The organism is Burkholderia sp. MSMB1072 (assembly GCF_001524725.1).
Lineage (GTDB): Bacteria > Pseudomonadota > Gammaproteobacteria > Burkholderiales > Burkholderiaceae > Burkholderia.
Genome location: NZ_LOYC01000010.1, coordinates 225,622 through 249,315 on the forward strand (window position 1 = coordinate 225,622; position 23,694 = coordinate 249,315).

17 protein-coding genes and 2 riboswitches are annotated in these 23,694 nt (G+C 69.4%); of the genes, 10 read left to right on the forward strand and 7 right to left on the reverse strand.

Features of this window, described 5'->3' with window-relative positions:
• The first annotated feature begins 6 nt into the window (after positions 1–6).
• From WS89_RS06090 to WS89_RS06125, 8 genes are all read left to right on the forward strand, one after another.
• Entirely contained in the window at positions 7–4,992 is a 4,986-nt protein-coding gene (locus WS89_RS06090) for a non-ribosomal peptide synthetase (RefSeq protein WP_059789857.1), read from the forward strand.
• Positions 4,982–6,013: a GNAT family N-acetyltransferase gene (locus WS89_RS06095; protein ID WP_059789860.1), complete on the forward strand. Its 1,032-nt coding sequence runs from the start codon at positions 4,982–4,984 to the stop codon at positions 6,011–6,013. The genes WS89_RS06090 and WS89_RS06095 overlap by 11 nt, the downstream gene beginning before the upstream one ends.
• A 32-nt stretch (positions 6,014–6,045) precedes the next feature.
• On the forward strand, positions 6,046–7,422 hold the full coding sequence (locus tag WS89_RS06100) for a lysine N(6)-hydroxylase/L-ornithine N(5)-oxygenase family protein (RefSeq protein ID WP_059789862.1): 1,377 nt from the start codon (positions 6,046–6,048) through the stop codon (positions 7,420–7,422).
• Positions 7,423–7,444: 22 nt separating this feature from the next.
• A complete protein-coding gene (locus tag WS89_RS06105) occupies positions 7,445–9,712 on the forward strand; it encodes a TonB-dependent siderophore receptor (protein ID WP_059789864.1) in 2,268 nt (755 codons plus the stop codon).
• An 88-nt stretch (positions 9,713–9,800) separates the two neighbouring features.
• Positions 9,801–10,640 (forward strand): N(5)-hydroxyornithine transformylase PvdF, encoded by an 840-nt coding sequence (locus tag WS89_RS06110; RefSeq protein WP_059498940.1) that lies wholly within the window; start codon positions 9,801–9,803, stop codon positions 10,638–10,640.
• Entirely contained in the window at positions 10,640–11,656 is a 1,017-nt protein-coding gene (locus WS89_RS06115; RefSeq protein WP_059498939.1) for a GNAT family N-acetyltransferase, read from the forward strand. Before WS89_RS06110 ends, WS89_RS06115 begins: the two co-directional genes overlap by 1 nt.
• Before the next feature lie 250 nt (positions 11,657–11,906).
• The gene (gene vapB / locus WS89_RS06120) at positions 11,907–12,170 is read left to right on the forward strand and encodes a type II toxin-antitoxin system VapB family antitoxin (protein WP_059789959.1); all 264 of its coding nucleotides are present in this window, start codon (positions 11,907–11,909) and stop codon (positions 12,168–12,170) included.
• Positions 12,167–12,589, forward strand: a complete 423-nt coding sequence (locus tag WS89_RS06125) for a PIN domain-containing protein (RefSeq protein WP_059789866.1) — start codon at positions 12,167–12,169, stop codon at positions 12,587–12,589. The genes vapB and WS89_RS06125 overlap by 4 nt, the downstream gene beginning before the upstream one ends.
• Before the next feature lie 42 nt (positions 12,590–12,631).
• Here the strand turns inward: WS89_RS06125 and WS89_RS06130 are convergent, their stop codons facing one another.
• Both WS89_RS06130 and WS89_RS06135 read right to left on the reverse strand, forming a co-directional pair.
• On the reverse strand, positions 12,632–13,537 hold the full coding sequence (locus tag WS89_RS06130; protein WP_059498938.1) for a nucleotidyl transferase AbiEii/AbiGii toxin family protein: 906 nt from the start codon (positions 13,535–13,537) through the stop codon (positions 12,632–12,634).
• Complete coding sequence (locus WS89_RS06135; protein ID WP_059789867.1) at positions 13,506–14,582, reverse strand: type IV toxin-antitoxin system AbiEi family antitoxin; 1,077 nt, start codon at positions 14,580–14,582, stop codon at positions 13,506–13,508. Before WS89_RS06135 ends, WS89_RS06130 begins: the two co-directional genes overlap by 32 nt.
• 343 nt (positions 14,583–14,925) lie before the next feature.
• On the opposite strand from WS89_RS06135, the gene WS89_RS06140 reads away from it, so the two are divergent.
• Positions 14,926–16,089 (forward strand): M20 aminoacylase family protein, encoded by a 1,164-nt coding sequence (locus tag WS89_RS06140; protein WP_059789869.1) that lies wholly within the window; start codon positions 14,926–14,928, stop codon positions 16,087–16,089.
• A gap of 94 nt (positions 16,090–16,183) precedes the next feature.
• On the opposite strand, the gene WS89_RS06145 is transcribed toward WS89_RS06140, so the two are convergent.
• The 5 genes from WS89_RS06145 to WS89_RS06165 form a co-directional block, all read right to left on the reverse strand.
• On the reverse strand, positions 16,184–17,488 hold the full coding sequence (locus WS89_RS06145) for a cobyrinate a,c-diamide synthase (protein WP_059789870.1): 1,305 nt from the start codon (positions 17,486–17,488) through the stop codon (positions 16,184–16,186).
• Between the two features lie 2 nt (positions 17,489–17,490).
• Positions 17,491–18,093: a cob(I)yrinic acid a,c-diamide adenosyltransferase gene (cobO, locus tag WS89_RS06150; RefSeq protein WP_059789872.1), complete on the reverse strand. Its 603-nt coding sequence runs from the start codon at positions 18,091–18,093 to the stop codon at positions 17,491–17,493.
• A gap of 34 nt (positions 18,094–18,127) precedes the next feature.
• Positions 18,128–18,505 carry a cobalamin biosynthesis protein gene (locus WS89_RS06155; protein WP_059789874.1) on the reverse strand — a complete coding sequence of 126 codons (378 nt, stop codon included), beginning with the start codon at positions 18,503–18,505 and terminating at the stop codon, positions 18,128–18,130.
• Positions 18,502–19,311, reverse strand: coding sequence for a uroporphyrinogen-III C-methyltransferase (cobA, locus tag WS89_RS06160; protein ID WP_179949849.1), 810 nt, complete (start codon positions 19,309–19,311; stop codon positions 18,502–18,504). The genes WS89_RS06155 and cobA overlap by 4 nt, the downstream gene beginning before the upstream one ends.
• A 111-nt stretch (positions 19,312–19,422) precedes the next feature.
• Positions 19,423–19,660: riboswitch (cobalamin riboswitch) on the reverse strand.
• Positions 19,661–19,728: 68 nt separating this feature from the next.
• Positions 19,729–21,867: a TonB-dependent receptor gene (locus WS89_RS06165; protein WP_059789876.1), complete on the reverse strand. Its 2,139-nt coding sequence runs from the start codon at positions 21,865–21,867 to the stop codon at positions 19,729–19,731.
• Positions 21,868–22,019: 152 nt separating this feature from the next.
• Positions 22,020–22,284: riboswitch (cobalamin riboswitch) on the forward strand.
• A 327-nt stretch (positions 22,285–22,611) separates the two neighbouring features.
• Here WS89_RS06165 and cobW point away from each other — a divergent pair.
• The gene (gene cobW, locus WS89_RS06170) at positions 22,612–23,691 is read left to right on the forward strand and encodes a cobalamin biosynthesis protein CobW (RefSeq protein WP_059789878.1); all 1,080 of its coding nucleotides are present in this window, start codon (positions 22,612–22,614) and stop codon (positions 23,689–23,691) included.
• The last annotated feature ends 3 nt before the right edge of the window (positions 23,692–23,694 follow it).

The window sequence follows — 23,694 nt, forward strand, 5'->3', positions numbered from 1 at the left end:
CGACGGATGACGAAGGTTCAACCCGACTGGCTCGCGCTCGCGACGCGTTTCGCGCAACTGCCCGACGCGCAGCGCGCGGTCTTCATCGACAAGCTCGGCGCGGCCGGCATCGACTTCCGCGTGCTGCCGATCCCGCCGCGCACGCCGCGCAGCGACCGCGTGCCGGCGTCGTTCGCGCAGACGCGGCTGTGGCTGCACGCGCGGCTGATCGATGCGCCGGACGCGTACCACATCACCGAGCGCCTGGCGCTGACGGGCCCGCTCGACGTGCATGCGCTGCGTCTCGCATGCGATGCGCTGATTGCGCGCCACGAGGCGCTGCGCACGACCTTCGACGAAGCGCAGGACGGCGTCGCGCAAACGATCCACGCGCCGTTGCGCTGCCCGTGGCGCGAAACTGATCTCGACGCGTTGCCGGATGCGCAGCGCGTGGCGCGCGCGCAAGCGCTCGCGACGGCCGACGAAGCCGAACCGTTCGATCTCGAGGCGGCGCCGCTCGTGCGCGCGCATCTGATTCGCTTCGACGCGACGCATCATTGGCTCGCGCTCACCGTGCATCACATCGTGTCGGACGGCTGGTCGTCGGGCGTGATGCTGGACGAACTCGCGGCGTTCTATCGCGCGTATGCGTCGGGCGAGCCGGTGCCGCTCGCGCCGCTGCCGATCCAGTACGCCGACTACGCGCTGTGGCAGCGCCGCTGGCTCGACGCCGGCGAACGCGACCGTCAGCTCGCGTTCTGGCGCGAGCGGCTCGATCCGCAGCGCGGCGTGCTGACGCTGCCCGGCGCGACCGCGCGGCCGGCGCGGCGCAGTGCGCGCGGCGCGCGTCATGTGTTTTCGCTCGATGCGCGCATCGGTGCGCGGTTGCGCGCGTTCGCGGCCGCGTCCGGCGCGACGCCGTTCGCGGTGCTGCTCGCCGCGCTCGACGCGCTGCTGGCGCGCGCGACCGGCGACGCACGGATCTGCGTCGGCGTGCCGGCCGCGAACCGCGAGCGCGCGGAAGTCGCGGGCCTGATCGGTTTCTTCGTCAACACGCTGGCGATCGACGTCGACGTACCCGCGCACGGCGATTTCTCGTCGATGGTCGCGCGTACGCAGCGCGCGCTCGTCGACGCGCAGATGCATCAGGACGTGCCGTTCGAGCAGGTGGTCGACGCGCTCGGCGTGCCGCGCAGTGCAAGCCATCATCCGCTGTTCCAGGTGATGGCCGCGTACGGCGAACGCCGCGCGCTGCCGGCACTCGGCTCGGCATCGGCCGCGTTGCTGCCGTCGGGCACGCCGTCCGCGAAATTCGACCTGACGCTGTCCGTCGAAGCGACGCCGGACGGCACCTTCGACGCTGCTTTCATCTACGCGCTCGATCTGTTCGACGCGGATGCGATCGCACGGCTGGCTGCGCGCTTCGTCACGCTGCTGACCGATGCGCTCGCGCGCCCCGACATGCCGATCGGCGATCTCGACTGGCTGCCTGCCGACGAACGCGCGCAGCTCTTCGCGTGGAACGCGCCGGCCGGCGCGACCGCTGCCGAGCCGTTCGTTCCGGTGCATGTGCGCATCGCCGCGCATGCGCACGCGCGGCCCGACGCACGCGGCGTCGCCGATGTCGATCGCGCGTTGACGCGCGGCGAAGTCGATAACCGCGCGGCGCGCCTGGCGCGCCATCTGGTGGCGGCCGGCGTGCGGCCCGAGATGCGCGTGGGCGTCGCGCTGCAGCGCTCGGTCGACCTGCTCGTCGCGCTGATCGCGGTGCTGAAGTCGGGCGCCGCGTTCGTGCCGCTCGACCCGGCTCACCCGCGCGAACGGCTCGCGCAGATCGTCGGCGACGCGAACATCGCGCACGTGCTGACCGACGCCGCGAGCGCCGCGTCGCTGCCCGAACTGCCTGCGCTGCGCGTGTGGCGCGCCGATGCGATCGATGCGCTCGACGAAGCCGCGCACGTCGCGTTGCCGGACGTGCTGCCCGGCCACGCGGCCTATGCGATCTATACGTCGGGCTCGACCGGCAAGCCGAAAGGCGTGATCGTCGACCACGCGTCGTTCGCGCTGCATTGCGCGGCGATCGCCGAGCGTTACGGCGCGGGCGAGAACGACGTGTTCCTGCTGTTCCAGTCGGTCAATTTCGACGGTGCGCACGAAGGCTGGTTTTCGCAATACATGTCGGGCGCCGCCGTGTCGGTGACGGCCGACGTGCTGTGGCCGCCCGCGCAGACCTGCGCGATGATGATCCGCGACGGCGTGACGATGACCTACGTGCCACCCGGCTGCGCGGCACAGCTCGCCGAATGGGCGCTCGCGCACGGCGCGCCGCCGACGCTGCGTTCGCTGACCGTCGGCGGCGAGGCGACGTCGCGCGAGGCGTTCGCGATGTTGCGCCGTGCGCTGCCGAACGTGCGCGTGGTCAACGGCTACGGCCCGACCGAAACGGTCATCACGCCGACGCTGTGGATGTTTCGCCCCGGCGACGATCTCGCGAAGCTCGGCGACGCCGCGTATCTGCCGATCGGCACGCTGGTCGGCGCGCGCACCGCGCACGTACTCGACGCGCGGCTGCATCCGCTGCCGGTCGGCGTGATCGGCGAACTGTATCTGGGCGGCGAGGGGATCGGCGTCGCACGCGGCTACCTCGACCGCCCGGCGCTGACGGCCGAACGTTTCGTGCCGGATCCGTACGGCGCGCCGGGCGCGCGACTGTACCGCACCGGCGACCTCGTGCGGCGCCGCGCGGACGGCGTATTCGATTTCATCGGCCGCGTCGATCACCAGGTGAAGCTGCGCGGCCTGCGCATCGAGCTCGGCGAAATCGAAGCGCAGCTCGCCGCACATGACGCGGTGCGCGAAGCATGCGCGGTCGTGCACGGGCAGGGCGCGCTCGCGCAACTCGTCGCGTACGTCGAACTGACCGCCGACGCGCAGGCAGCCGCGCAGCCGGTCGAAGCCGCGACGCTCGACGTGCATCTGCGCCGCACGCTGCCCGATTACATGGTGCCCGCGCAATTGATCGTGCTCGACGCGCTGCCGCGCAACGCGAACAGCAAGGTCGACCGCGCGCGGCTGCCGGCGCCGGTGCGTATCGAACGTGAGTACGAGGCGCCGCACGACGGCGACGAAGCCGTGCTCGCGGCGATCTGGTGCGACGTGCTGAACCTGGAGCGCGTCGGCCGCGGCGATCACTTCTTCGATCTCGGCGGTCATTCGCTCGCGGCCGTGCGCGTCGCGACGCGCGTGGCCGAACGGCTCGGCCGCGACGTGCCGGTGCGTGCGCTGTTCGAGGCGCCCGTGCTTGCGCAATACGCGCTGCAGGTGGCCGATGCGCCGCGCGCAGCGCATGCGGGCGCCGCGGCGCCGGGCGTCGCGGTGGTCAAACCGGACGCGCATGGCGTATGGCCGCTGTCGCCCGCGCAACTCGGCCTGTGGTTCCTGTGGCGCGCGCAACCGGACAGCGCCGCGTACAACATTCCGGTCGCGCTGCGCGTGCGCGGCCCGCTGGATGTCGAGGCGCTGCGCGCGGCGTTCTCGGATGCGGCGGCCGTGCATCCGGCGCTGCGTGCGCGGCTCGTCGCTCGCGACGGCGCGCTGCCGGGCCAGCGGATCGACGCGGACATTGCCGTCGATCTGCCGGTGACCGACCTGTCGGCCCACGCCGATGCGCTCTCCCGCGCGGCCGCGCTGACCGACGCGGATGCGCTCGCACCGTTCGACCTCGCGGCCGACGCGCCGCTGTGGCGCGCTCGCGTGTTGCGGCTCGGTGCGGACGATCACGTGCTGTCGGTGACGATTCACCACATCGTGTCGGATGGCGAATCGATCGAGCTGTGGCTCGACGCGGTGCGCGCCCGCTATGTCGCCCGCGTGCGGCGCGGCGCCGTGCAGCCTGACGAAGCCGTGCAGCCGGCCTTGCCGCTCGTGCTGCCGGCGCCTTGCCATCCGGCGCGTGTCGCGTACTGGCGCGATGCGCTCGCCGATCTGCCGTCGCGCGTGCTGCCGCAGCGTGCCGACGCGCCGGCCGTGCCGCAATGGCGCGCGGCCCGCATCGCGTTCGAATTCGATGGCCAACTGATTCGCGCCGCGCGCGACGCCGTGTCGGCGTCGCACGCCACGCTGCCGATGCTGCTGCACGCGGCGCTCAACACCGCGCTGTTCCGCGCGACGGGCGTGGCCGACCAGCCGGTCGGCGTGCTCGCGTCGACGCGCGCGCTCACGGGCGACGCGGCCCGCGCGGCGCTCGGCCTGTTCATCAACGCGGTCGTCGTGCGCACGCGCATCGACCCGGCCGCGCGCCGCGCGGACGTGCTCGCACAGGTGCGCGACACGGCGCTCGCCGCGTATGCGCATGCCGACGTGCCGTTCGCCGATGTGGTGGCCGCGTTGCGTGCGCCGCGTGCCGCGCAGGCCAATCCGCTGTTCCAGGTGATGTTCAACTACCTGCGCCCGACGGGTGCGGCCGCGCGCGACTGGGCCGGCCTGTCGCTGGCCGAATTCGACGACGTGCGCCATCGTGTCGTGTTTACGCTGGAGCTGGACGTCGTCGAGCATCCGGACGGCCGCGTGAGCGCCGCGTTCTCGTATGCGGACGAACTGCTCGCGCGTGATTTCGTCGACACGCTCGTCGATCTGTATCACGACGAAGTCGCGCGTTTCGCCGGTGCGTCGGAAGCCGTGCTCGGCACGCCCGATGAGCGCGCGGATACGCGCGTCGCGTTCGGCGCACGCGCCGACGGCGCGACACGGATCCACGCCATGCCGTCGCATGCCGCTGCCGTGCTCGCCGCGCTGTGGTCGGACACGTTCGCGACGGCCGCCCCCGAGCCCAATGCGGACCTGTTCGAAGCCGGCGCGACGTCGTTCGACGTCGTGCGCTTCGTCGATGCCGCAAGCCGTGCCGGCCATGCGCTGACGGTCGCCGACGTGTTCGCGGCGCCGACGCTCGCGGCGCTCGGCGCGCGGCTCGATGCGCAAGCGCAAACGGGACAGGAGGCGCGCCATGCTGGCTGAGGTGCGTCCGGACGGATTCACGATGCTCGATACCTACCGCCTCGCGTTCGCGGACGGCCTGTTCGCCGTGCGCGACGGCGTGGAGATCCGCGTCGCGCAGGGCGACGGGATCGGCGCGCAGTTGCTGCGCGCGCAGCTTGGCGACGACGGCGCGCTGCGCCTCGTCGCCTACAACCATCGCGCGGCGCCGGCCGACCAGCGGCGGGCGCTGCTGGCCGCGCTGGCCGCGGCGTTCTCGGACAGCGCGCGCCACGCGGCGATCCGGCTCGACCCGGCCGCCTGGCCGGCGGTCGCGCTCGACGCGCTGCGCGCGAGCGGCGTCCTCGCCGACGGCGGCCGCTGCGTGCGCGACGGCTGGGCGCAACAGGCCGACCTGTGGCGCGTCGGCGCGCCTCCGCCGTGCGCGATGCTGCCGACGATCACCGACGGCCGGCGTCATCCGCTCCGGCCGCCCGCGCCGCGCGGCGACGTCTACGCGCGCGACCTGCCGGCGCTCGGCGTGCGCTTCACGCTGCGCAGCTGGCAGCCGGCGGAGGATGCCGAGCGGCTCGCGCGCTGGTTCGACGAACCGCGTGTGCGCGACGGCTGGCCGGGCGCACGGCCCGCGCCATGCGGCGCGGCAGGCCCGCAGGAAACCGATCCGCACGTCACGCCGCTCGTCGGCTGCTTCGACGGCGAGCCGTTCGCGTATTTCGAAGCGTTCTGGCTGAAGGAGGACGCGCTCGCGCCGCACGTCGCGGCGCGCGACTACGACCGCGGGCTGCGGATGCTGGTCGGCGAGCCGCGCTGGCGCGGCCCGCACCGCGTAGCCGGCTGGCTGCCGTCCGTCGTGCATTACCTGTTTCTCGACGACCTGCGTACCGATGCGGTCGGCTGTGCCGTTCCGGTCGGCCACACGCGGGTTGCCGACCATCTCGCGCGGCACGGCTTCGCACGGCAGCGCCGTCTCGCGCTGGCCGACGCGCAGCCGCTGTGGATGCGCACGCTGCGCGAGACGTTCTTCTCCGGCCGTCACGTCTGACGGGCCGGATTCACCGACAAGGGAGCTGAGACATGCAGAGAGAAACCGTATTCGACCTGATCGGCGTGGGCTTCGGGCCGTCGAATCTGGCGCTGGCCGTGCGCCTCGCGGAGCGCGGCGGCGTGCACGCGCTCGCTCATTGCTTCATCGAGCGCCAGCCGGAATTCGGCTGGCATCGCGGGATGCTGCTCGACGACTGCCGGATGCAGATCTCGTTTCTGAAGGATCTCGTCACGATGCGCGATCCGAAAAGCCGCTACACGTTCATCAACTACCTGTTCGAACGCGGCCGGCTGAACGAATTCGTGAACCTGAAGAATTTCTATCCGACCCGCGTCGAATTCCACGACTACCTGAGCTGGGTGGCCGACGCGTTCGACGATCGCGTCCATTACAGCGAGACCGTGCTCGGGATCGAACCCGTGCGCGGCGAGGGGGCAAGGATCGACGCACTGCGCGTGCTGTCGCGCGACGCGGCCGGCCACGAGCGCCAGCGCGTCACGCGTGCGCTGTCGGTCGGCGTCGGCGGCACGCCGGCGATTCCGGATGCGTTCGCCGCGCTCGGCCGCGACCGCGTGATCCATTCGTCATCCTACCTGACCGACATCGACCGGCTCGTCGCGTCGCCCGACGGCGAGCGACGTCGCGTCGCGGTGATCGGGGCGGGGCAGAGCGCGGCCGAGGTGTTCATCGACCTCGCGCGCCGCTTCCCGCACGTCGACGCGAGCCTCGTGATGCGCGCAGGCGCGCTGAAGCCGGCCGACGACAGCCCGTTCGTCAACGAAATCTTCAGCCCCGAATTCACCGACGTCGTCTATGCGCAGCCGCACGATGCGCGCCGCGCGCTGCTCGAGCGTTATCGCGACACGAACTACGCGGTGGTCGACCGGCCGCTGATCGAGCAGATCTACGAAATGCTGTACCTGCAGCGCATCGACGGCACGCCGCGTCATGCGCTGCTCGCGAACAGCGCGATCGAGGCCGCGGTGCGCACCGCCGACGGCCGCATCGAGTTGACGTTGCGCGACCGGTTGAGCGGCATCACGCGCGTCGAGCGCTTCGACGCGCTCGTGCTCGCGACCGGCTACCGCCGCGACACGCATTCGGCGCTGCTCGAAGGCCTCGCGCCGCATCTGGGCGATGCGCTCGCGCGCGGCGACGTGACGCGCGACTACCTGCTCGCGACGCCCGAGCACTTCGCGCCGCGCATCTATCTGCAAGGCTGCTGCGAAGACAGCCACGGCCTGTCCGACACGCTGCTGTCGGTACTGGCGCGCCGCGCGGACGAAATCTGCGCGTCGCTCGAAGACGGGATCGCGTCCGCGCATGACGAAGGCGCGGCCCGGGCAACGCATGAAAAACGACCGAACAACGGGGTGAGCGCGGGCCGGATGGCTTTCGCTCTTTGACAAAGGCGCGGTCGGAGACCGCATGAAAAAAGTGGAGCAGAAGAAGATGGAGTGGGCAACAGGCACGCGTTTGCGTGCGATCGCAGCCGCGGCAAGCGTGGCGTTCGGTACGGCGGCGGCAGGGCACGCTTACGCCCAGACGGCGCCGGCCGTGAACGCAGGCGCCGCGGCGTCGGCGAGCAGTGCGCAAAACGGTGCGACGGCGAATCCGTCGACGGGCGCGCAAAACGGCACGCTGCCGGCGATCACCGTCAACGCGGCCTCGGTGGGAGACGGCACGGTCGGGCTCGTCGCGAAGCGCAGCACGACCGGCACCAAGACCGACACGCCGCTCAACGAGATCCCGCAGACGATCAACGTCGTCACCGCGCAGCAGATCGAGATGACCGGCGCCACCGACGTGAACGCGGCGCTGCGCTACGTGCCGGGCTTCTCGTCGTACGGATCGGACAACCGCTCCGACTGGTACGCGGCGCTGCGCGGCTTCACGCCGACCGCCTACGTGAACGGGCTGCAGGTGCCGAACACGATCAACCTCGCGAGCTGGCGCGTCGATCCGTACATGATCGACAGCATCAGCGTGCTGCGCGGGCCGACCTCGGTGCTGTACGGCGCGGGCGATCCGGGCGCGATCATCGACGTGCACACCAAGCTCGCCGACGGCGAGCGCGTGCGCGAAGCGGGCGTGCAGATCGGCAACTACGCACGCAAGCAGTTCATGATCGACGTCGGCGACAAGCTCGATCCGGACGGCAAGTATGCGTACCGGTTCGTCGGCGTCGCGCGCGACGGCAATGCACTGACGGGACCGAACAACGATCAGCGCGTCGCACTCGCGCCGTCGTTCCGCTGGCGCCCGGACGCGGATACGTCGCTGACGCTGTCCGCGACCTACCTGCAGGACTGGGGCGACATCTCGTCGAACTTCCTGCCCGCGCAGGGCACGGTGCTGCCGAACCCGAACGGCCAGATCGACAAGGACATCTACGAAGGCGACGGCAACTTCAACTACTACCGCAAGAAGCAGTGGTCGGTCGGTTACCAGTTCGAGCGCAACCTGACGCCGGCCTGGACGTTCCGTCAGAACACGCGCCTGATGCACCTGTCGCTCGACAACGGTTCGGTGTGGGGCAACGGCTTCTCGGACGACACGCTGACCACCGTCAATCGCTGGGCCGGCGTGTTCCAGATGAACTACAGCCGCTTCGACATCGACAACAACCTCGAGGGCCGCTTCGCGACGGGGCCGCTGCAGCACACGCTGCTGCTCGGCTTCCAGTACAACCGTCAGACCACGACCGACAGCGAATGGCTGGCCGCCGCGCCGACACTGAACCTGTACAACCCGGTCTATACGCCGGTCACGACGGCCGTGTTCTCGGATCCGAACACCACGTACCGCACGAATACGTACACGACGATGAACACGTTCGGCCTGTACGCGCAGGACCAGATCAAGTGGAACCGCTGGACGCTGACGCTCGGCGGCCGCGAGGACTGGGTCAACATGCGGATGGACGACCGCGCGGCCGGCACGTCGACGAAGGCGGACGTCACGGCGTTCACCGGCCGCGTCGGCCTCACGTACCAGGGCGATTACGGGCTGTCGCCGTACGTCAGCTACGCGACGTCGTTCAATCCGCTGATCGGCGTGAACCTGCTCGGCGGCGGGCTGCCGCAGCCGACGCGCGGCAAGCAGATCGAGGCCGGCCTGCGCTGGCAGCCGCCCGGCAAGAACCTGATGTTGAACGCGGCGATCTACCAGATCAACCAGACCAACGTGCTGACGCCGGCGCTGCCGAGCCAGGACGACACCGGCACGAAGTCCGTGCAGACGGGCGAAGTGCGTTCGCGCGGGATCGAGTTGAGCGCGACCGGCAAGGTCACGCGAAACCTGTCGGTGATCGCGTCGTACGTCTATCAGGACGTGAAGAACGTGCAGGCCAACGATGTCTCGCTGAACAACTGGCCGGTCGACATTCCGCGTCCGCGCCAGATGGCGTCGCTGTGGACCGACTGGACGTGGCACACCGGCCCGCTCGCCGGCTTCGGCCTCGGCGGCGGCATTCGCTACCAGAGCGCGTCGGCCGGTGCGGCCGACAACTCGCTGACGGTATCGAGCGTCACGCTGTTCGACGCGGGCCTGCATTACGACACGCGTAACTGGCGCTTCGCCGTGAACGGGACGAACCTGTTCAATCGCCATTACATCAGCGGTTGCCAATCGACGAACGTCTGCATTTTCGGGACCGACCGCACGGTGATCGCGACCGCGAAATACAACTGGTGACGTCGCGCGCCGCCGCTCGCCGGCCGGCCTTCGTGGCCGGCGCGGGCCGGCCGCGGCGCCTTCGTCCGCTTTTTTCCACGACGCCTCCATGCCGAAGAAAAATCTCGTCTACATCCAGTCGCTGCGCAACGGCGCGGCCGATCGTGCCGGCCAGCCGGTCGCTTATCGGGGCGGCACGCGCTACATGAAGGCGCCGCTCGAATTCCTCGTCGAACGCCTGAACGATTCGCCGCTCGGCGAACGCTACACGCTCCAGGGCGTGATCGTCGACGACGACGACGGGTCGCCATCCGACCGCGCGAAAGTGGCCGATTACGGGTTCGCACGCACGCCGGGCCGCCCGTGGATCCTGCCGGAAGGCTTGACGGTGCAAGGCCGGCCCGTCGACGAACTGTTCTGCACGATCGCGTCGACGTACCGGCGGCTGCCGCGCGACGCGCGCGAGCGCGTGACCGGCAAACAGGCATTCGAGCGCCGCCTGCTCGAACGCCTGCTCGAACTCGACGCCGACATCGTCGTGCTCGACGGGCTGCTCGTGATCCTCGACGAACTCGTGCGGCCGGGCGCGCGCTTTCACCGTCGCATCGCGAACATCCACCCGGGCATCACGGCCGACGATTCGCCGTACCAGCGGCGCGGCGCATGGGCGACGCTCGACGCGCTGCACGGCGCACGCGGCGAACGGGTCGACTGGGCCACCGGTGCGACGTCGTCCGTCGAACCCGTGACGATGACGGGCGCGTCGTTCCACTACGTCGACAACGGTATCGATTCCGGCGAGGTGATCTGCGACGTGCTCGACACGCCGATCGCGCCGGACGACACGATTCTCGAACTGCGCTGGAACAACTTCCAGCGCAGCCTGTTTCCGGCGCTCGAACGCGGGCTGCACGTGCTCGCCGATCGCCACGACGCGGGAGCATTGTGATGCAGGACACGCTGACGAAACCGGCCGGCACGGCCGACGCCGTCGAAGGTGAAGTGGCCGCGGCGCTCGACGGCGCCGCGCACGGGCAAGCGGCGGCCGTCGTCGAGCAGGCGCTCGACGCATGGCGGCCCGACGACGCGCCGGACGCGCTGCTCGCGACCTTCGTCGCACTGTTCAACACCGACACGCGGCACGATGCGGCGACGATCTCGGTGCCGCTCGGCGGTGCCGATGCGGCGGCCGTGGCATCGTACGTCGCGCGTGCGGTGCGCGAAGGCGTGATCGACGGCGCGCAGGTCGCGGGCGACACGCTGCGGCTCACCGTATCGCGCACGACGTTCTGGCAGAATCCGCGGCCGTGGCTGAAGGCGCCCGCGTCGGGCGGGATGCCGCTGCGCTACGCGATCACGAACGGCCATCGGCATCCGGTGCGGCCGCCGTCGCCGGCCGGCGAGATTTATGCCCGCGCGATGCCGCAGGTCGGCATGACGTTCAGCCTGCGCACCGTCGACATCGATGCGCACGCGGACCTGTTCAGCACCTGGATGAACCTCGACCGTGTCGCGCATTTCTGGGACCAGCGCGGCACGCGCGACGAGCATGCGGCGTATCTCGCCGAACGGCTCGCCGACCCGCACATGCACCCGATGATCGGCTATTTCGACGACACGCCGTTCGGCTATTTCGAGTTCTACTGGGCGAAGGAGGACCGCCTCGCGCCGTTCTACGATGCGCACGACTACGATCGCGGGCTGCACCTGCTGATCGGCGACTCGCGTTTTCAGAGCGCCGGCAAGCTGCATGCGTGGTGGAGCGGGGTGCTGCACTACATGTTCGTCGACGAGCCGCGCACGCAGCGGCTCGTCGGCGAGCCGCGCGTCGACCACGTGCGGCATATCGCGTACATGCATCGGCTCGGGTTCTACACGCTGAAGGAGTTCGATTTCCCGCACAAGCGCGCGGCGCTCACCGTGATCGAGCGCGATACGTTCTTTGACACTTTCCGGTTGCCATGAGGGGCGGCGCGCGCAGCGTCGGTGCGACGGTGTGCGCGGCCTTGCGATGCGTATGCATTGGCCGTCCGGTATATGGACCGCGCGGCCTGCGTCATGAAGAATGGATTGCTCCTATCATCGACGACAGGCCGGCAGCATGAATCAGACATCCTCGACCACGTGGGGCGCAACGGTGGATTCGCCTCCCGCCAAATTGACATATGCCAGCATATGTCTACAGTGGGCGCATCGTACTCCCATGGAGTGGCTCATGCGCACCGTTTCCATTTTCAAGAACGCCCGTAACCAGGCAATCCGCATCCCGAAGGACATGGAGTTCGAGGGTGTCACGGAGCTCGAGATCCGCCGCGAGGGCGATACGCTGCTGTTACGGCCGGTCCGTCCCACGTGGCTGTCGTTCGCGAACGAACCGCTGGCCGATACCGATTTCCTTGCCGAGCGCCCGGCCGTCATCGAATCCGGCCGCTTCGACTTGTCCGGCGACGCCGATGTGCCGACGGAGTCCAAGCGGTGACCACGCTCTACATGCTCGATACGAACATCTGTTCGTTCATCATGCGCGAGCGGCCGCCCGCGGTGCTGTCGCGGTTGCAGTCGTGCGTCAACGCGCAGCACCGGATCGTCGTATCGGCCGTTACTTATGCCGAAATGCGGTTTGGTGCAGTCGGCAGAAAGGCATCGCCGAAGCATGCCGAGCTCGTGACGAGCTTTGTCGCGCGGCTGGACGGCGTGCTGTCGTGGGATACCGCGGCGATCGATGCAACGACTGCGATCCGCGCCGACCTTGCCGCACGCGACACGCCGATCGGCGCGAACGACGCCTCGATCGCCGGCCACGCGATCGCAGCCGGTGCGGTGCTCGTCACGAACAATGGTCGCGAATTCAGTCGTGTCGCGGGGTTGCCGCTCGAAGACTGGGCAGCCTCGGCATGACGCGGCGAATGCACGATGGTATTGCCGTCGCGCGGCAGCATGTCATGCCCGACGAACGGGCGGATCCGAGAGGAAGCCATCGCGGAACGCATCGAGATACCGGTCGGCATCGTCATTGAATTCACCTGGCAAGAGCGCGAACGCGCGGGCCTGCAGATCCTGCCCGAGCGTCGCGTAAGTCGCTTCGTCGGACAACAGCGCGCGGATCGCATCGCGCGTATGCGGCGACGCGGCGCGCTTCGCGTCACGCGCGAGCAGCGCCGCTGCCGCCAGCTCCGGCTGAAAGCCATGTCGCTCGAGCAGGTCGGGCGCGACGTCCCAGATGCGCTCGCGATTGCCCGCATCGTGAAAATGCGTGAGCAGGAACAGCAGGTCGTACGCGTCGCTGTTCTGGCGTGCGCGTCGGTCCTTCCACGCGAGCAGCTTCAGCAGCGCGAGCGCCGGCAGGCTCGCCACCGGCACCGTGATGCCGGCGCCGATCGACACGGTCAGCGCGGTATCGACCGCCTCCTGAAAACCCAGCACGTTCAGCACGAAGTCGCCGCCGGGCGGCCATGCGATTTCGCCGGGCGGTGCTTCGAGCGGCCCGAACGGCACGAGGTCGAGTTCCGTGCGAAAACCTTGCGTACCGCTGTCGAACAGCAGTTTCTGCCGATGCTTCGGCGCGCGGGCGAATTGCCCGGTCGCGACGAGCGTATCGACGAGCCGTGCATGAAACGGCCAACTGACCGCGCACACCGCGACGTCGACGTCCCGCGTCGCGCGCACCGGCCGGATGCCGTGGACATGCCACATCAGGATGTCGCGTGCGGTCGCGCCGGCCACGACGAATGCCGCGTCGAGTTGCGCGCAGGCCGCGCCGACCGACTGCAGCAGCGCCACCGCCGCCGGCTCGAGCGGGCGGCTCGCATCGACTTCAAGCGGGCGGGTGGGCGAGGTATCGGTCATGGATGTGTTCGGCGGCGGCAAGATTGCGGCTGTCTCCGGACGAGACGAGATCCGCATAGATCAGGAGCGGCGGCACGAGCGGCACATCTTGCTCGCGCCAGTCGAGTGCCGGCGAGCGCGGCCAGAACGCTTCGAGGATTTCGACGTCGCCGTGCGCGTCCGGACGCAGGCGGCCCTGCAGCAGCAGGCGGTTCGGCACGGCGCCGTGCGTATAGACGGTGATCGCGGCCGGCTTCAGATCGTGCGTCAGCAGATCGGCCGCCGGCTCGCCGCCGAGTTGCGCATCGAAGGCCGCGAAATCGAAGCCGCGCCACCAGTCGGGCGCGAGGCCGGCAAACCGGCGACTCGGCAGCTTCGCACGCAAGCGGCTCGGGTACAGCGCGGCCCATTCCTGTACGAAGCGCGGCCAGTCGGGAATCAGGCGCTCGCCGTTGCGGCGTTGCCCGACGAGACCGCGCGCGATCAGATCGTCCATCGCGAGATTGACCGTGCCGAGCGCGACGCCCGACGCGGCGGCAATCTCCCGATACGGCTGCGCGACCAGGCCCGGCTGCGTCGCCAGCGCGAACATCATGGCCAGCCCCTTCGGCGTCGTCGCGCGTGACGCCTGCCGGCGCGGCGTGCGTGCAGGTTTGGGCCGGCCCGCGATCATGACGGTCGCTTCCGGCTGGATCAGACATACGTTGCCGGCGGTGTCGAGAAACGGAATACCCTGGTCGATCAGGCCGGCGGCCAGTTCGCCGGAAAGGTAGGGTGCGACCAGCATCAGCGGCCGCTCGCCGGGCGCGTGTGCGGTCCCGCCTCTGCGGCGACGCAGTTCCGCGAGCGCGCCCGCCAGCGATTCGATACGAAGGCTCACGGCGGCCGGCATCTCCACGACCTGTCCCGCCACGTCGAAGCGAATCATCGCGTCGGCACGCGCGCGGTATGCCGCCGGCATGCGCACGGGCCGCGCGTTGAAGCGCGGGGTTATGCGGCCGAACGCGGCGCACGCTTCGTCGAGCACCTGCTGTTCCGACATCGGGAGAGTGGCGTTCTTGGGCATCAACGAGGATCGCTTGTTCACTTTTTTATCAGCGTACACAAAAAATGTACAAACGTCAAATAGTGAACATAATCTCGTAAGTCTTTGAGATAAAGGCAGTATTTCAGGCGCATAAATGACCACGACCACCCCTCTTGCACGAGAATTCGCGACAGGACGCCCAGTGTCGCACGGCCGGATCGGCCGCGTCAGTCGTCCGGATGGCCGGCCACCATGTGCCCTGAGCCATATTTCCATATAGCAACCACCGGTTGCTACCGCGACGACTTTCCGTCTGCCCGGTTGCTGCCGAATCGACTATCGTTGCCTGCATGTTCCTCATCGCCCATCAGGAGACGACACCGTGACGCACAGCGTGATTCCCGCAGGCCTCGCCGACGAAATGATCGAGATTCGGCATCGCATCCACGCCCATCCCGAACTGGGTTTCGAGGAATTCGCGACGAGCGATCTCGTCGCCGAACAATTGCAGTCGTGGGGCTACACCGTGCATCGCGGGCTCGGCGGCACCGGCGTCGTCGCCCAGTTGAAAGTCGGCGACGGCAAGCAGCGCCTCGGCCTGCGCGCCGACATGGACGCGCTGCCGATTCACGAAGCGACGGGCCTGCCGTACCAGAGCACGATCGCAGGCAAGATGCACGCATGCGGCCACGACGGCCACACGGCGATGCTGCTGGCGGCCGCGAAACACCTCGCGCGCGAACGCCGCTTCTCGGGCACGCTGAACCTGATTTTCCAGCCGGCCGAGGAAGGGCTCGGCGGCGCGAAGAAGATGCTCGAGGAAGGGCTGTTCGAGCAATTTCCGTGTGACGTGATCTTCGCGATGCACAACATGCCGGGCTTTCCGACCGGCAAATTCGGTTTCCTGCCGGGGGCGTTCATGGCGTCGTCGGATACCGTCGTCATCGACGTGCAGGGCCGCGGCGGTCACGGCGCGGTGCCGCACCGGGCGATCGATCCGGTCGTCGTGTGCGCGCAGATCGTGCTGGCGCTGCAGACGATCGTGTCGCGCAACGTGTCGCCGCTCGACATGGCGATCGTCACGGTCGGCGCGATCCATGCGGGCGAGGCGCCGAACGTGATTCCCGATCGCGCGCAGATGCGCCTGTCGGTGCGTGCGCTGAAGCCCGAGGTGCGCGACCTGCTCGAAACGCGCATCAACGAGGTCGTGCATGCGCAGGCGGCCGTGTTCGGTGCGACCGCGACGATCGACTACCAGCGCCGCTACCCGGTGCTCGTGAACGATGCTCAGATGACGGCGTTCGCGCGCGGCGTCGCTCGCGAATGGGTCGGGGAAGCCAACCTGATCGACGGGATGGTGCCGCTGACCGGCAGCGAGGATTTCGCGTTCCTGCTCGAGAAACGGCCGGGCTGCTACCTGATCATCGGTAACGGCGACGGGGAGGGCGGCTGCATGGTGCATAACCCCGGCTACGACTTCAACGACGCGGCGCTGCCGACCGGCGCGTCGTACTGGGTCAAGCTGACCGAGGCGTTTCTGGTGTGACGGACGAGGCGAGGCACGCGGCGCCGGGCCGAGCATCGGCCCCGCTTCGGAACGGCGAACGAGCGGCCTCGATCCGAGCGCCGCATCCAGCTATCTAGAACGCGTCCCCGCTGAACAACGCCACGACTGCATCCGGATTCGACGGCCAGTACATGTGCATGTACGTCGCGACGATCGCGCCGCTCCGGTAGACGGCTTCGCCGCTGTCCCGCGCGGCGTCGGGCCGCGCGGCGCGCGCGACCGGTTCCAGCGGCGTCGCGAGCCGCGAATAGTGGAACGTATGACCTCGCATCGGCCCGGTGCGCGTATCGAGCTGCTGCATGCCGAGCGCCGCGAACCGGCGCTGCATCGTCGCATGCCCCGGCAGCAGGCCGAGCATCGGCGTCGTCGAGCCATCCGCATCGGTCAGCGATTCGCACAAATACACCATCCCGCCGCATTCCGCGACGATCGGCCGTCCGGCTGCCGCGTGCGCACGAATCGTCCGTGCGGTCACGGCATTCCCGGCAAGCGTCGCCGCATGCAGTTCCGGATAGCCGCCCGGCAAAAACAGCGCATCGCAATCGTCGGGCACGGGTTCGTCGGCGAGCGGCGAGAAGAATCGCAGCGTCGCACCGAGCGTATCCAGCAGTGCGAGATTGGCCGGATAGATGAACGAGAACGCCGCATCGCGCGCCACTGCGATCCGCTTGCCGGCCAGCGCGCGCGGCAGCGGCGCGGCCACGTCCGGTTCCGCGAACGCGACGGCCGGCGGCAAGTCGGCCAGCGCCGTCTGCGCGAGCACATCGGCCGCGCGATCGAGCCGCGCGTCGAGATCGTCGATATCGGCCGGCCGATGCAGGCCGAGATGTCGCTCCGGCAGCGCGATGCCCGCATCGGCCGGCACGTGTCCGAGCCAGCGCAGCTCGTCGGGCAACGCCTGTTGCAGCAATTGCGCGTGCCGACCCGAGCCGACGCGATTGGCCAGCACGCCGTGAAACGGCAATCCCGGCCGGAACCGCGCGAGCCCGAAGGCGATCGCCGCGAACGTCTGCGCCATCGCCTTCGCCGAAATCACCGCGACGACCGGCACGCCGAACGCGGCCGCGAGATCGGCGCTGCTCGGCGTGCCGTCGAACAGCCCCATCACGCCTTCGATCAGGATCAGGTCCGCGTCGCGCGCGGCTTCGGCGAGCAGTGCGCGGCAACCGGCCTCGCCGACCATCCCGAGGTCGAGCGCATGCACGCTCGCGCCGCTCGCGCGTTCGAGCAGCATCGGATCGAGAAAATCGGGGCCGGTCTTGAACACGCGCACGCGGCGGCCGAGCCGGCGGTGCAGCCGCGCGAGGCCGGCCGTCACCGACGTCTTGCCCTGGCCCGACGCGGGTGCGCTGACGAACAGCGCGGGGCAGGCCGGCATGCTCAGAACTCCACGCCGCGCTGCGCCTTCACGCCTTGCTCCTTGTACGGATGCTTGACGAGCCGCATTTCGGTGACGAGATCGGCTGCATCGATCAGTGCATCGGGCGCATGCCGCCCGGTGACGACGACGTGCACCGACGCCGGACGCGCGACGAGCGTCGCGAGCACTTCGTCGAACGGCAGGTATTCGTACTTCAGCACGGTGTTCAGTTCGTCGAGGATCACCATCCGGTAGTCGCCGCTTTCGATCATCCGGCGCGCCTCGTCCCAGCCCTTGCGCGCGGTCGCGATATCGGCATCGCGATTCTGCGTGTTCCACGTATAGCCGTCGCCCATCGTCACGAAATCGCATTGCGCGACCGCGCCGAGGAAGTCGCGCTCGGACGTGTGCAGCGCCCCCTTGATGAACTGCACGACGCCGAGCCGCATGCCGTGGCCGAGCACGCGCACGGCCATCCCGAACGCGGCCGTGCTCTTGCCCTTGCCGTTGCCGGTGTGAACGATCAGCAGGCCCTTTTCCTGCGTGGCGGCGGCTTGCTTCTTCTCGTGGCCGGCGCGGCGGCGTTCGGCCATCCGCTGATGGGATTCGGAATCGGTCTTCATCGGGAATCGTCCTGTCGAAAGCGAAACAACGGGTTCAGAGCGGGCCGGCGAGCGCGACCGTCACGCCGTCCCGGATGGATTTGGGGCCGAGCAGCCGGCCGTGCGGCGCGGCGAGCTGCGCGCACGGCTCGGCCACGCCCGCGATGCCGAAGCGCGCCAGCGCGGCGCCGGACGGGCCGCTCGCGGCCAGTTCCGGGCAGCTCGCGAGTTGCGCCGCATCGAACGCGACGAGCGGCCAGCCACGGCGTGCGCACAGCGTGCGCAGCGCCCGGGCGCGTGCCTTGTCGGCGAGCGTCGCGACGAGCGCCGGTTCGGCGGCCGGGTAGCGCGCGAGTGCGGCACGGATCGCGGCATCGAGTTGCGCGGCCGTGACGCCCGCGCGAAAGCCGACGCCGAGCGCGACGCGCATCATGCGCAGCCGCCGAGCGCCGCACGCACCGCCGGATCGTCGGCGAGCGCCGCGACGCGGCCGATCACGACGATCGCAGGCGAACCGATACCGGCCGCACCGACACGCTCGACGAGCGTATCGAGCGTCGCGAGCAGGTGGCGCTGTTCGGGGCGCGTGGCGCTCTCGATCGCCGCGCACGGCGTATCTCCGGGCAGGCCGCCGTCGCGCAGCGCCGCGACAATCGCGTCGAGCCGGCGGATGCCCATGTAGATCACGATCGTCATGCGCGTGGCCGCGAGCGCGCGCCAGTCGGGCTCGTCGGCCCCCGCGCCGTGGCCGGTGACGAAGATCACGCCCTGCGCGTCGCCACGGTGCGTGACCGGGATGCCGAGCGCGGCCGGCGCGGCGATGCCCGCGGTGATGCCGTTGACGACTTCCACCGGAAAGCCCGCCGCGCCGAGCGCGACCAGTTCCTCGCCGCCGCGGCCGAACACGAACGGATCGCCGCCCTTGAGCCGCGCGACGCTGCGGCCCGCGCGCAGGTGCGCGAGCATCGCGGCGACGATCGCCTCCTGCGGCGTCGACACATGGCCGCCACGCTTGCCGACGTGCTCGATCAGCGCGTCGGCGCGCGCATGGCGCAGCACGTCGGGGTTCACGAGATCGTCGACGAGCAGCACGTCGGCCGCGCCGATCGCGCGCACGGCCCTGAGCGTCAGCAGGTCGGCGTCGCCGGGGCCCGCGCCGACGAGCCATGCGCGGCTCATCGCGCGCGGCACGGTGCGCACCGTGTCGACACAGTGGAACGGGGAAGGCGGGCGGCACATCGGCGGCCGGCGGGCAGGCAGTGCATGACGGATCGGGCGAAACCCCGCGCGAACGCGGGTGGAATGCGCACCCCATCCGTCCCCCGCGGATCGGGCGTTCGGCGAGCATCGCGCTCGCCCCTTGCGTCGGCCGGTATCCGGGCTGGCCGCTTGCCAGACCGCAGCCTTCCCGCCCGGTCGAAGGGCAGTGGCATCGCGGGCGGCCTGGGCGCACGTGCGGAAAAGCGCGTTGCGCGGGCGGCGTACCGTTGCGGGGACAGCACAGGCCGGGCGGACATCCGCCTCCTGTTTCCCGTTTAACTGCATGCGCGGAATGCGCATGCGAGCACCGAACGCGGCGCATACGATAGCACAGGCGTGCAACGCACGAGCCGCCCGGCGGACCGGTTGCGCGGGGCGTCGGCGCGGCCCGCGAGGTCAGAACTTGTACGCCGCCGTCAGTGTAAACGTGCGTGGCGAACCGGGCACGATCTGCGCGAGACCCGTCGCATTCGCGTAGTAGTCGCGATCGGTCAGGTTGACGGCCGCCAGCGTCACCTCGAGGTCGCGCGTGCGATATCCGGCCTTGCCGTCCCAGCGGACGTATGCGGGCAGTTCGAGCAGGTTGTCGCGATCGGCGTAACGCGCTCCTTCGTACACCAGCCCGAGTTCGGCGAAAAATCCGCGCAGCGGAGCATGGCCGACGAACAGGCTGCCGTTCGCCCCGGACACGCCCGCCGACCGCTTGCCCGCGTACTTCGGCTCGGCGTCGACCACGCGTGCGTGTTGCCAGCCGATGCCGCCGCGAACGAACCAGTCGCCCGCGAGCCGGCCGGCGACGCCCAGTTCCAGGCCGCGATTGCGCTCGAGGCCGTTGAGGTCGAAAAAACCGGGCCGAACCGGATCGGCGACGCGGCGGTTGTACAGATCGAGCTGAAACAGTGCGAGCGTCGTGCTCAGCGCGCCATCGCGCCAGTCGCTTTTCACGCCGATCTCGTACTGGCGGTTGTATTGCGGGCCGAGATCGTTGGCGTTGCCGCGCGCGTCCGGCGTGATGCCGATCAGGTCGCCGCCGACCGGCGCGAAGCTCTTGCTGTACGACGCATACACGCTGTGCGCGCCAACCGGCGACCACACGACGCCGAGCCGCGGGCTCCATGCCGTCGTCGTGCGCCGTGCATGCAAAGCGTTCAGCGCGTTGGTCGAATCAACGTCGAAGCGTTCCCCGCGCACGCCGCCGAGCAGTTTCCACGCTCGCCCGAGGTCGATGCGATCCTGCGCGAAGATCGCGTAGTCGCTGAGGCGATGGCGGTTCATCGCATACGGGCGCGGCGCTCTACCGGCCGGCGCGAGACGATCCGGCCCGGTGATCGGGACCGGCGCCGCGTCGGCCTGCCAGAGCGTCGGGCTGCGTTTCTGCCAGCCGTATTCGATGCCGAACAGCAGGTGATGCAAGCCGGGGCCGGTCGCGACTTTGCCGCTCAGCTCGACGCCGGTCTGCACGTTGAGATGCGTCATGTCCTGCAGGTAGCGCGCACGTTGCACGCGCCGGTAGTCGCGCGGCTTCGTGACGTAGCTTTGCGTGACGTAGGTATTGTCGAAGGTGCTGCGCAAATCCAGCACGCCCAGCGTATGGCGCAATTTCCAGTCGCCATCGAGCACGTGCGTGAAGACCGAGCGCCAGTTCATGTTCTCGTCGCGGAGGGTGTCGCGGCCCGCCGCGCCGAAGAAGGTTGCGCGTGGCGTGGACGGCAGCGAGAACGCGACCGGCTTGCCGGCCGCGTCGACCGCGGCGACCGGCGCCGGCATGCCGCGATCGGGCACGCGGTCGTACGTGTCGTATTCGAATTGCAGCAGCCAGCTTCGCCGCGCGTCCTGCCACTTGATGGACGGCGCGACGTACTGGTGCGTGCCGTCGACGTGGTCGCGGAAGCTGCCTGCGTGTTCGCGCCCCGCGTTGAGCCGCATGCTCCATGCGCTCGACAGCATCCGGTTGAGATCGACCGACGCGCCGAGCCGTCCATAACTTCCGGTCGCCGCCGAGACATGTCCGAAGTTTTCCGGCAACGGCTGCTTGGTGATCCGGTTGATGACGCCGCCGCCGCTGCCGCGCCCGTACAGCGCCGCGGCCGGCCCCTTCAGCACTTCGACGCGTTCGATATTGCCGAGACTGCGCACGTATTGCGCGTCGTCTCGCATGCCGTCGAGCAGCAGGTCGCCCGCGGCGGAAAAGCCGCGGATGCGGAACGCATCGAAGCGCGTGTCCGACGTATTGGACACGCCCGGCACGCCGGCCAGCGCGTCGGCAAGCGTGCGGCCGCCATAGGACAGCGTTTCCTCGACCGGGACGCTGTCGACGGTTTGCGGGACGTCACGCGGATCGCTCGCGGTGCGGGTCGCCGTGCTCACGCTTTCGGCGCGCGGATCGTTCGGATGGCGTCGGCTGCGCACCTCGAGCGTGGGCAGCTCGTCGTCGAACTCGGCCGCCGGGGCAGGGCAGGAAGCAACGCCGGCGATCGAGCACAGCGACAGGGCCAGCACAGGAAACCGCCGCCCGGATATCTGTCGTTTCGACATGGAAATTTAAGGATGACTGAGTGATTGCCTCACATGGCCGTCGCGTGATGGTAGGTTTCGTTATCGAGCGAAGTTTATCTCACGTAGTTGAAAGCGACAATCATTCGCATTTGCTGCCGGCCGCTCGCCTTGACGCTCCCCGCACCGCCGCCTACACTCGCACGCGTTTTGGTGCTCGCGCGCGCCGCTCCGGCGCACGCAGTTAAACGGGAAACAGGGAGCCTGCCTGCGCCGCAGTCGAGCCAACCTGTGCTGCCCCCGCAACGGTAAGCGAACGCGTCGCGCGCAGCGCGATGCAGCGCCGCTTCGCCGCATGCCCCGCGCATGCGAACGACCGCCACTGGATGCCGCGCGTATCCGGGAAGGCGAAGCGGCGTGTTCGTCAGCCCGGATACCGGCCTAAACGTTGGGGTTCAGCGCCGCGGGGAGGCGGCGCATCGTCCACGGCCGCAGCAGGCCCGACGCCCGGTGTTCGACGCTTCCTCCGCCCATCTGCCGCCGCGCGCACGCGAGCGGCCGGCGCGGCGAGCGGCAGGCGGCGCGGGCGGGGCCGCGGCAGCCGTGTTGGCATTCACGATGTCGACCGTTCGCAAGGAAGCACCATGCCCGATTCGTTGTTCCGCCCGTCCTGCGGCTGTCCGGCCGGACTGCGCGGCGGCCTTCCCGCGTCCCGCCCCATGAATGGCCGCGCCGCCACCGACGCGACGACCCCGGCCTGATTCCATTTCCGTCACAGGACCTACCATGACCCTACGCAAGCTTCCCGTCACGATCGTCACGGGCTTTCTCGGCAGCGGCAAGACGACGCTGATGCGCCATATCCTGCAGCACGCCGAAGGCCGCCGCATTGCGGTGATCGTCAACGAATTCGGCGAACTCGGCATCGACGGCGAAATCCTCAAGGGCTGCGGCATCGGCTGCGACGATGCACGGGGCGAGGCATCGGGCCAGTTGTACGAACTCGCGAACGGCTGCCTGTGCTGCACCGTGCAGGAAGAGTTCTATCCGGTGATGGAAGCGCTCGTCGAGCGCCGCGCGGACATCGACCACGTGCTGATCGAGACATCGGGCCTCGCGCTGCCGAAGCCGCTCGTGCAGGCGTTCAACTGGCCGACGATCCGCAACAGCTTCACGGTCGACGCGGTCGTGACCGTCGTCGACGGGCCGGCCGCCGCGAGTGGCCAGTTCGCGGAAAACCCGCAGGCCGTCGACGCGCAGCGCCGCGCCGATCCGAATCTCGACCACGAATCGCCGCTGCACGAACTGTTCGCCGATCAGTTGTTGTCCGCCGATCTCGTGATCGTGAACAAGGCCGACCTCGTCGGCGACGCCGAGTTCGCGCGGATCGAAACCGCGATCCGCGACGAGATCCCGCCACAGGTGAAGATCGTGCGCGCGACGCGCGGCGAACTGGATCTCGCGATGCTGCTGGGCCTCGAATCGGCGTCGGAGGAAACGATCCACCTGCGTCACGACCATCACGGTGCGGCCGACGACGGCGATCACGACCACCATCACGACGATTTCGATTCGGTGGTGGTGTCGGGCGACGCCGGCACGCGCGAAGCGACGATCGCCGCGCTGCAGCGCGTGGTCGAAGCGCACACGATCTATCGCGCGAAAGGCTTCGCCGCGCTGCCCGGCGCGCCGATGCGGCTCGTGATCCAGGGCGTCGGCCGCCGCTTCGACAGCTATTTCGACCGCCGCTGGCAGGACGGCGAAACGCGCGCGAGCCGCTTCGTGCTGATCGGCGAGGATCTCGACGCGGCCGCGCTGCAACGCGCGTTCGACGCCGCGTGCGCGGCCGAGCCGCAACGGGCGTAACGC

What these genes read in the sequence shown, in the direction of transcription:
- WS89_RS06105 (WP_059789864.1), top strand. Translation starts at nt 7,445, where the DNA reads ATGAAAAAAGTGGAGCAGAAGAAGATGGAGTGGGCAACAGGCACGCGT.
- WS89_RS06095 (WP_059789860.1), top strand. Translation starts at nt 4,982, where the DNA reads ATGCTGGCTGAGGTGCGTCCGGACGGATTCACGATGCTCGATACCTAC.
- vapB (WP_059789959.1), top strand. Translation starts at nt 11,907, where the DNA reads ATGCGCACCGTTTCCATTTTCAAGAACGCCCGTAACCAGGCAATCCGC.
- WS89_RS06110 (WP_059498940.1), top strand. Translation starts at nt 9,801, where the DNA reads ATGCCGAAGAAAAATCTCGTCTACATCCAGTCGCTGCGCAACGGCGCG.
- WS89_RS06115 (WP_059498939.1), top strand. Translation starts at nt 10,640, where the DNA reads ATGCAGGACACGCTGACGAAACCGGCCGGCACGGCCGACGCCGTCGAA.
- cobA (WP_179949849.1), bottom strand. Translation starts at nt 19,311, where the DNA reads ATGTGCCGCCCGCCTTCCCCGTTCCACTGTGTCGACACGGTGCGCACC.
- WS89_RS06100 (WP_059789862.1), top strand. Translation starts at nt 6,046, where the DNA reads ATGCAGAGAGAAACCGTATTCGACCTGATCGGCGTGGGCTTCGGGCCG.
- WS89_RS06090 (WP_059789857.1), top strand. Translation starts at nt 7, where the DNA reads ATGACGAAGGTTCAACCCGACTGGCTCGCGCTCGCGACGCGTTTCGCG.
- WS89_RS06145 (WP_059789870.1), bottom strand. Translation starts at nt 17,488, where the DNA reads ATGCCGGCCTGCCCCGCGCTGTTCGTCAGCGCACCCGCGTCGGGCCAG.
- WS89_RS06130 (WP_059498938.1), bottom strand. Translation starts at nt 13,537, where the DNA reads ATGACCGATACCTCGCCCACCCGCCCGCTTGAAGTCGATGCGAGCCGC.
- WS89_RS06165 (WP_059789876.1), bottom strand. Translation starts at nt 21,867, where the DNA reads ATGTCGAAACGACAGATATCCGGGCGGCGGTTTCCTGTGCTGGCCCTG.
- WS89_RS06135 (WP_059789867.1), bottom strand. Translation starts at nt 14,582, where the DNA reads ATGCCCAAGAACGCCACTCTCCCGATGTCGGAACAGCAGGTGCTCGAC.
- cobO (WP_059789872.1), bottom strand. Translation starts at nt 18,093, where the DNA reads ATGAAGACCGATTCCGAATCCCATCAGCGGATGGCCGAACGCCGCCGC.
- WS89_RS06155 (WP_059789874.1), bottom strand. Translation starts at nt 18,505, where the DNA reads ATGATGCGCGTCGCGCTCGGCGTCGGCTTTCGCGCGGGCGTCACGGCC.
- cobW (WP_059789878.1), top strand. Translation starts at nt 22,612, where the DNA reads ATGACCCTACGCAAGCTTCCCGTCACGATCGTCACGGGCTTTCTCGGC.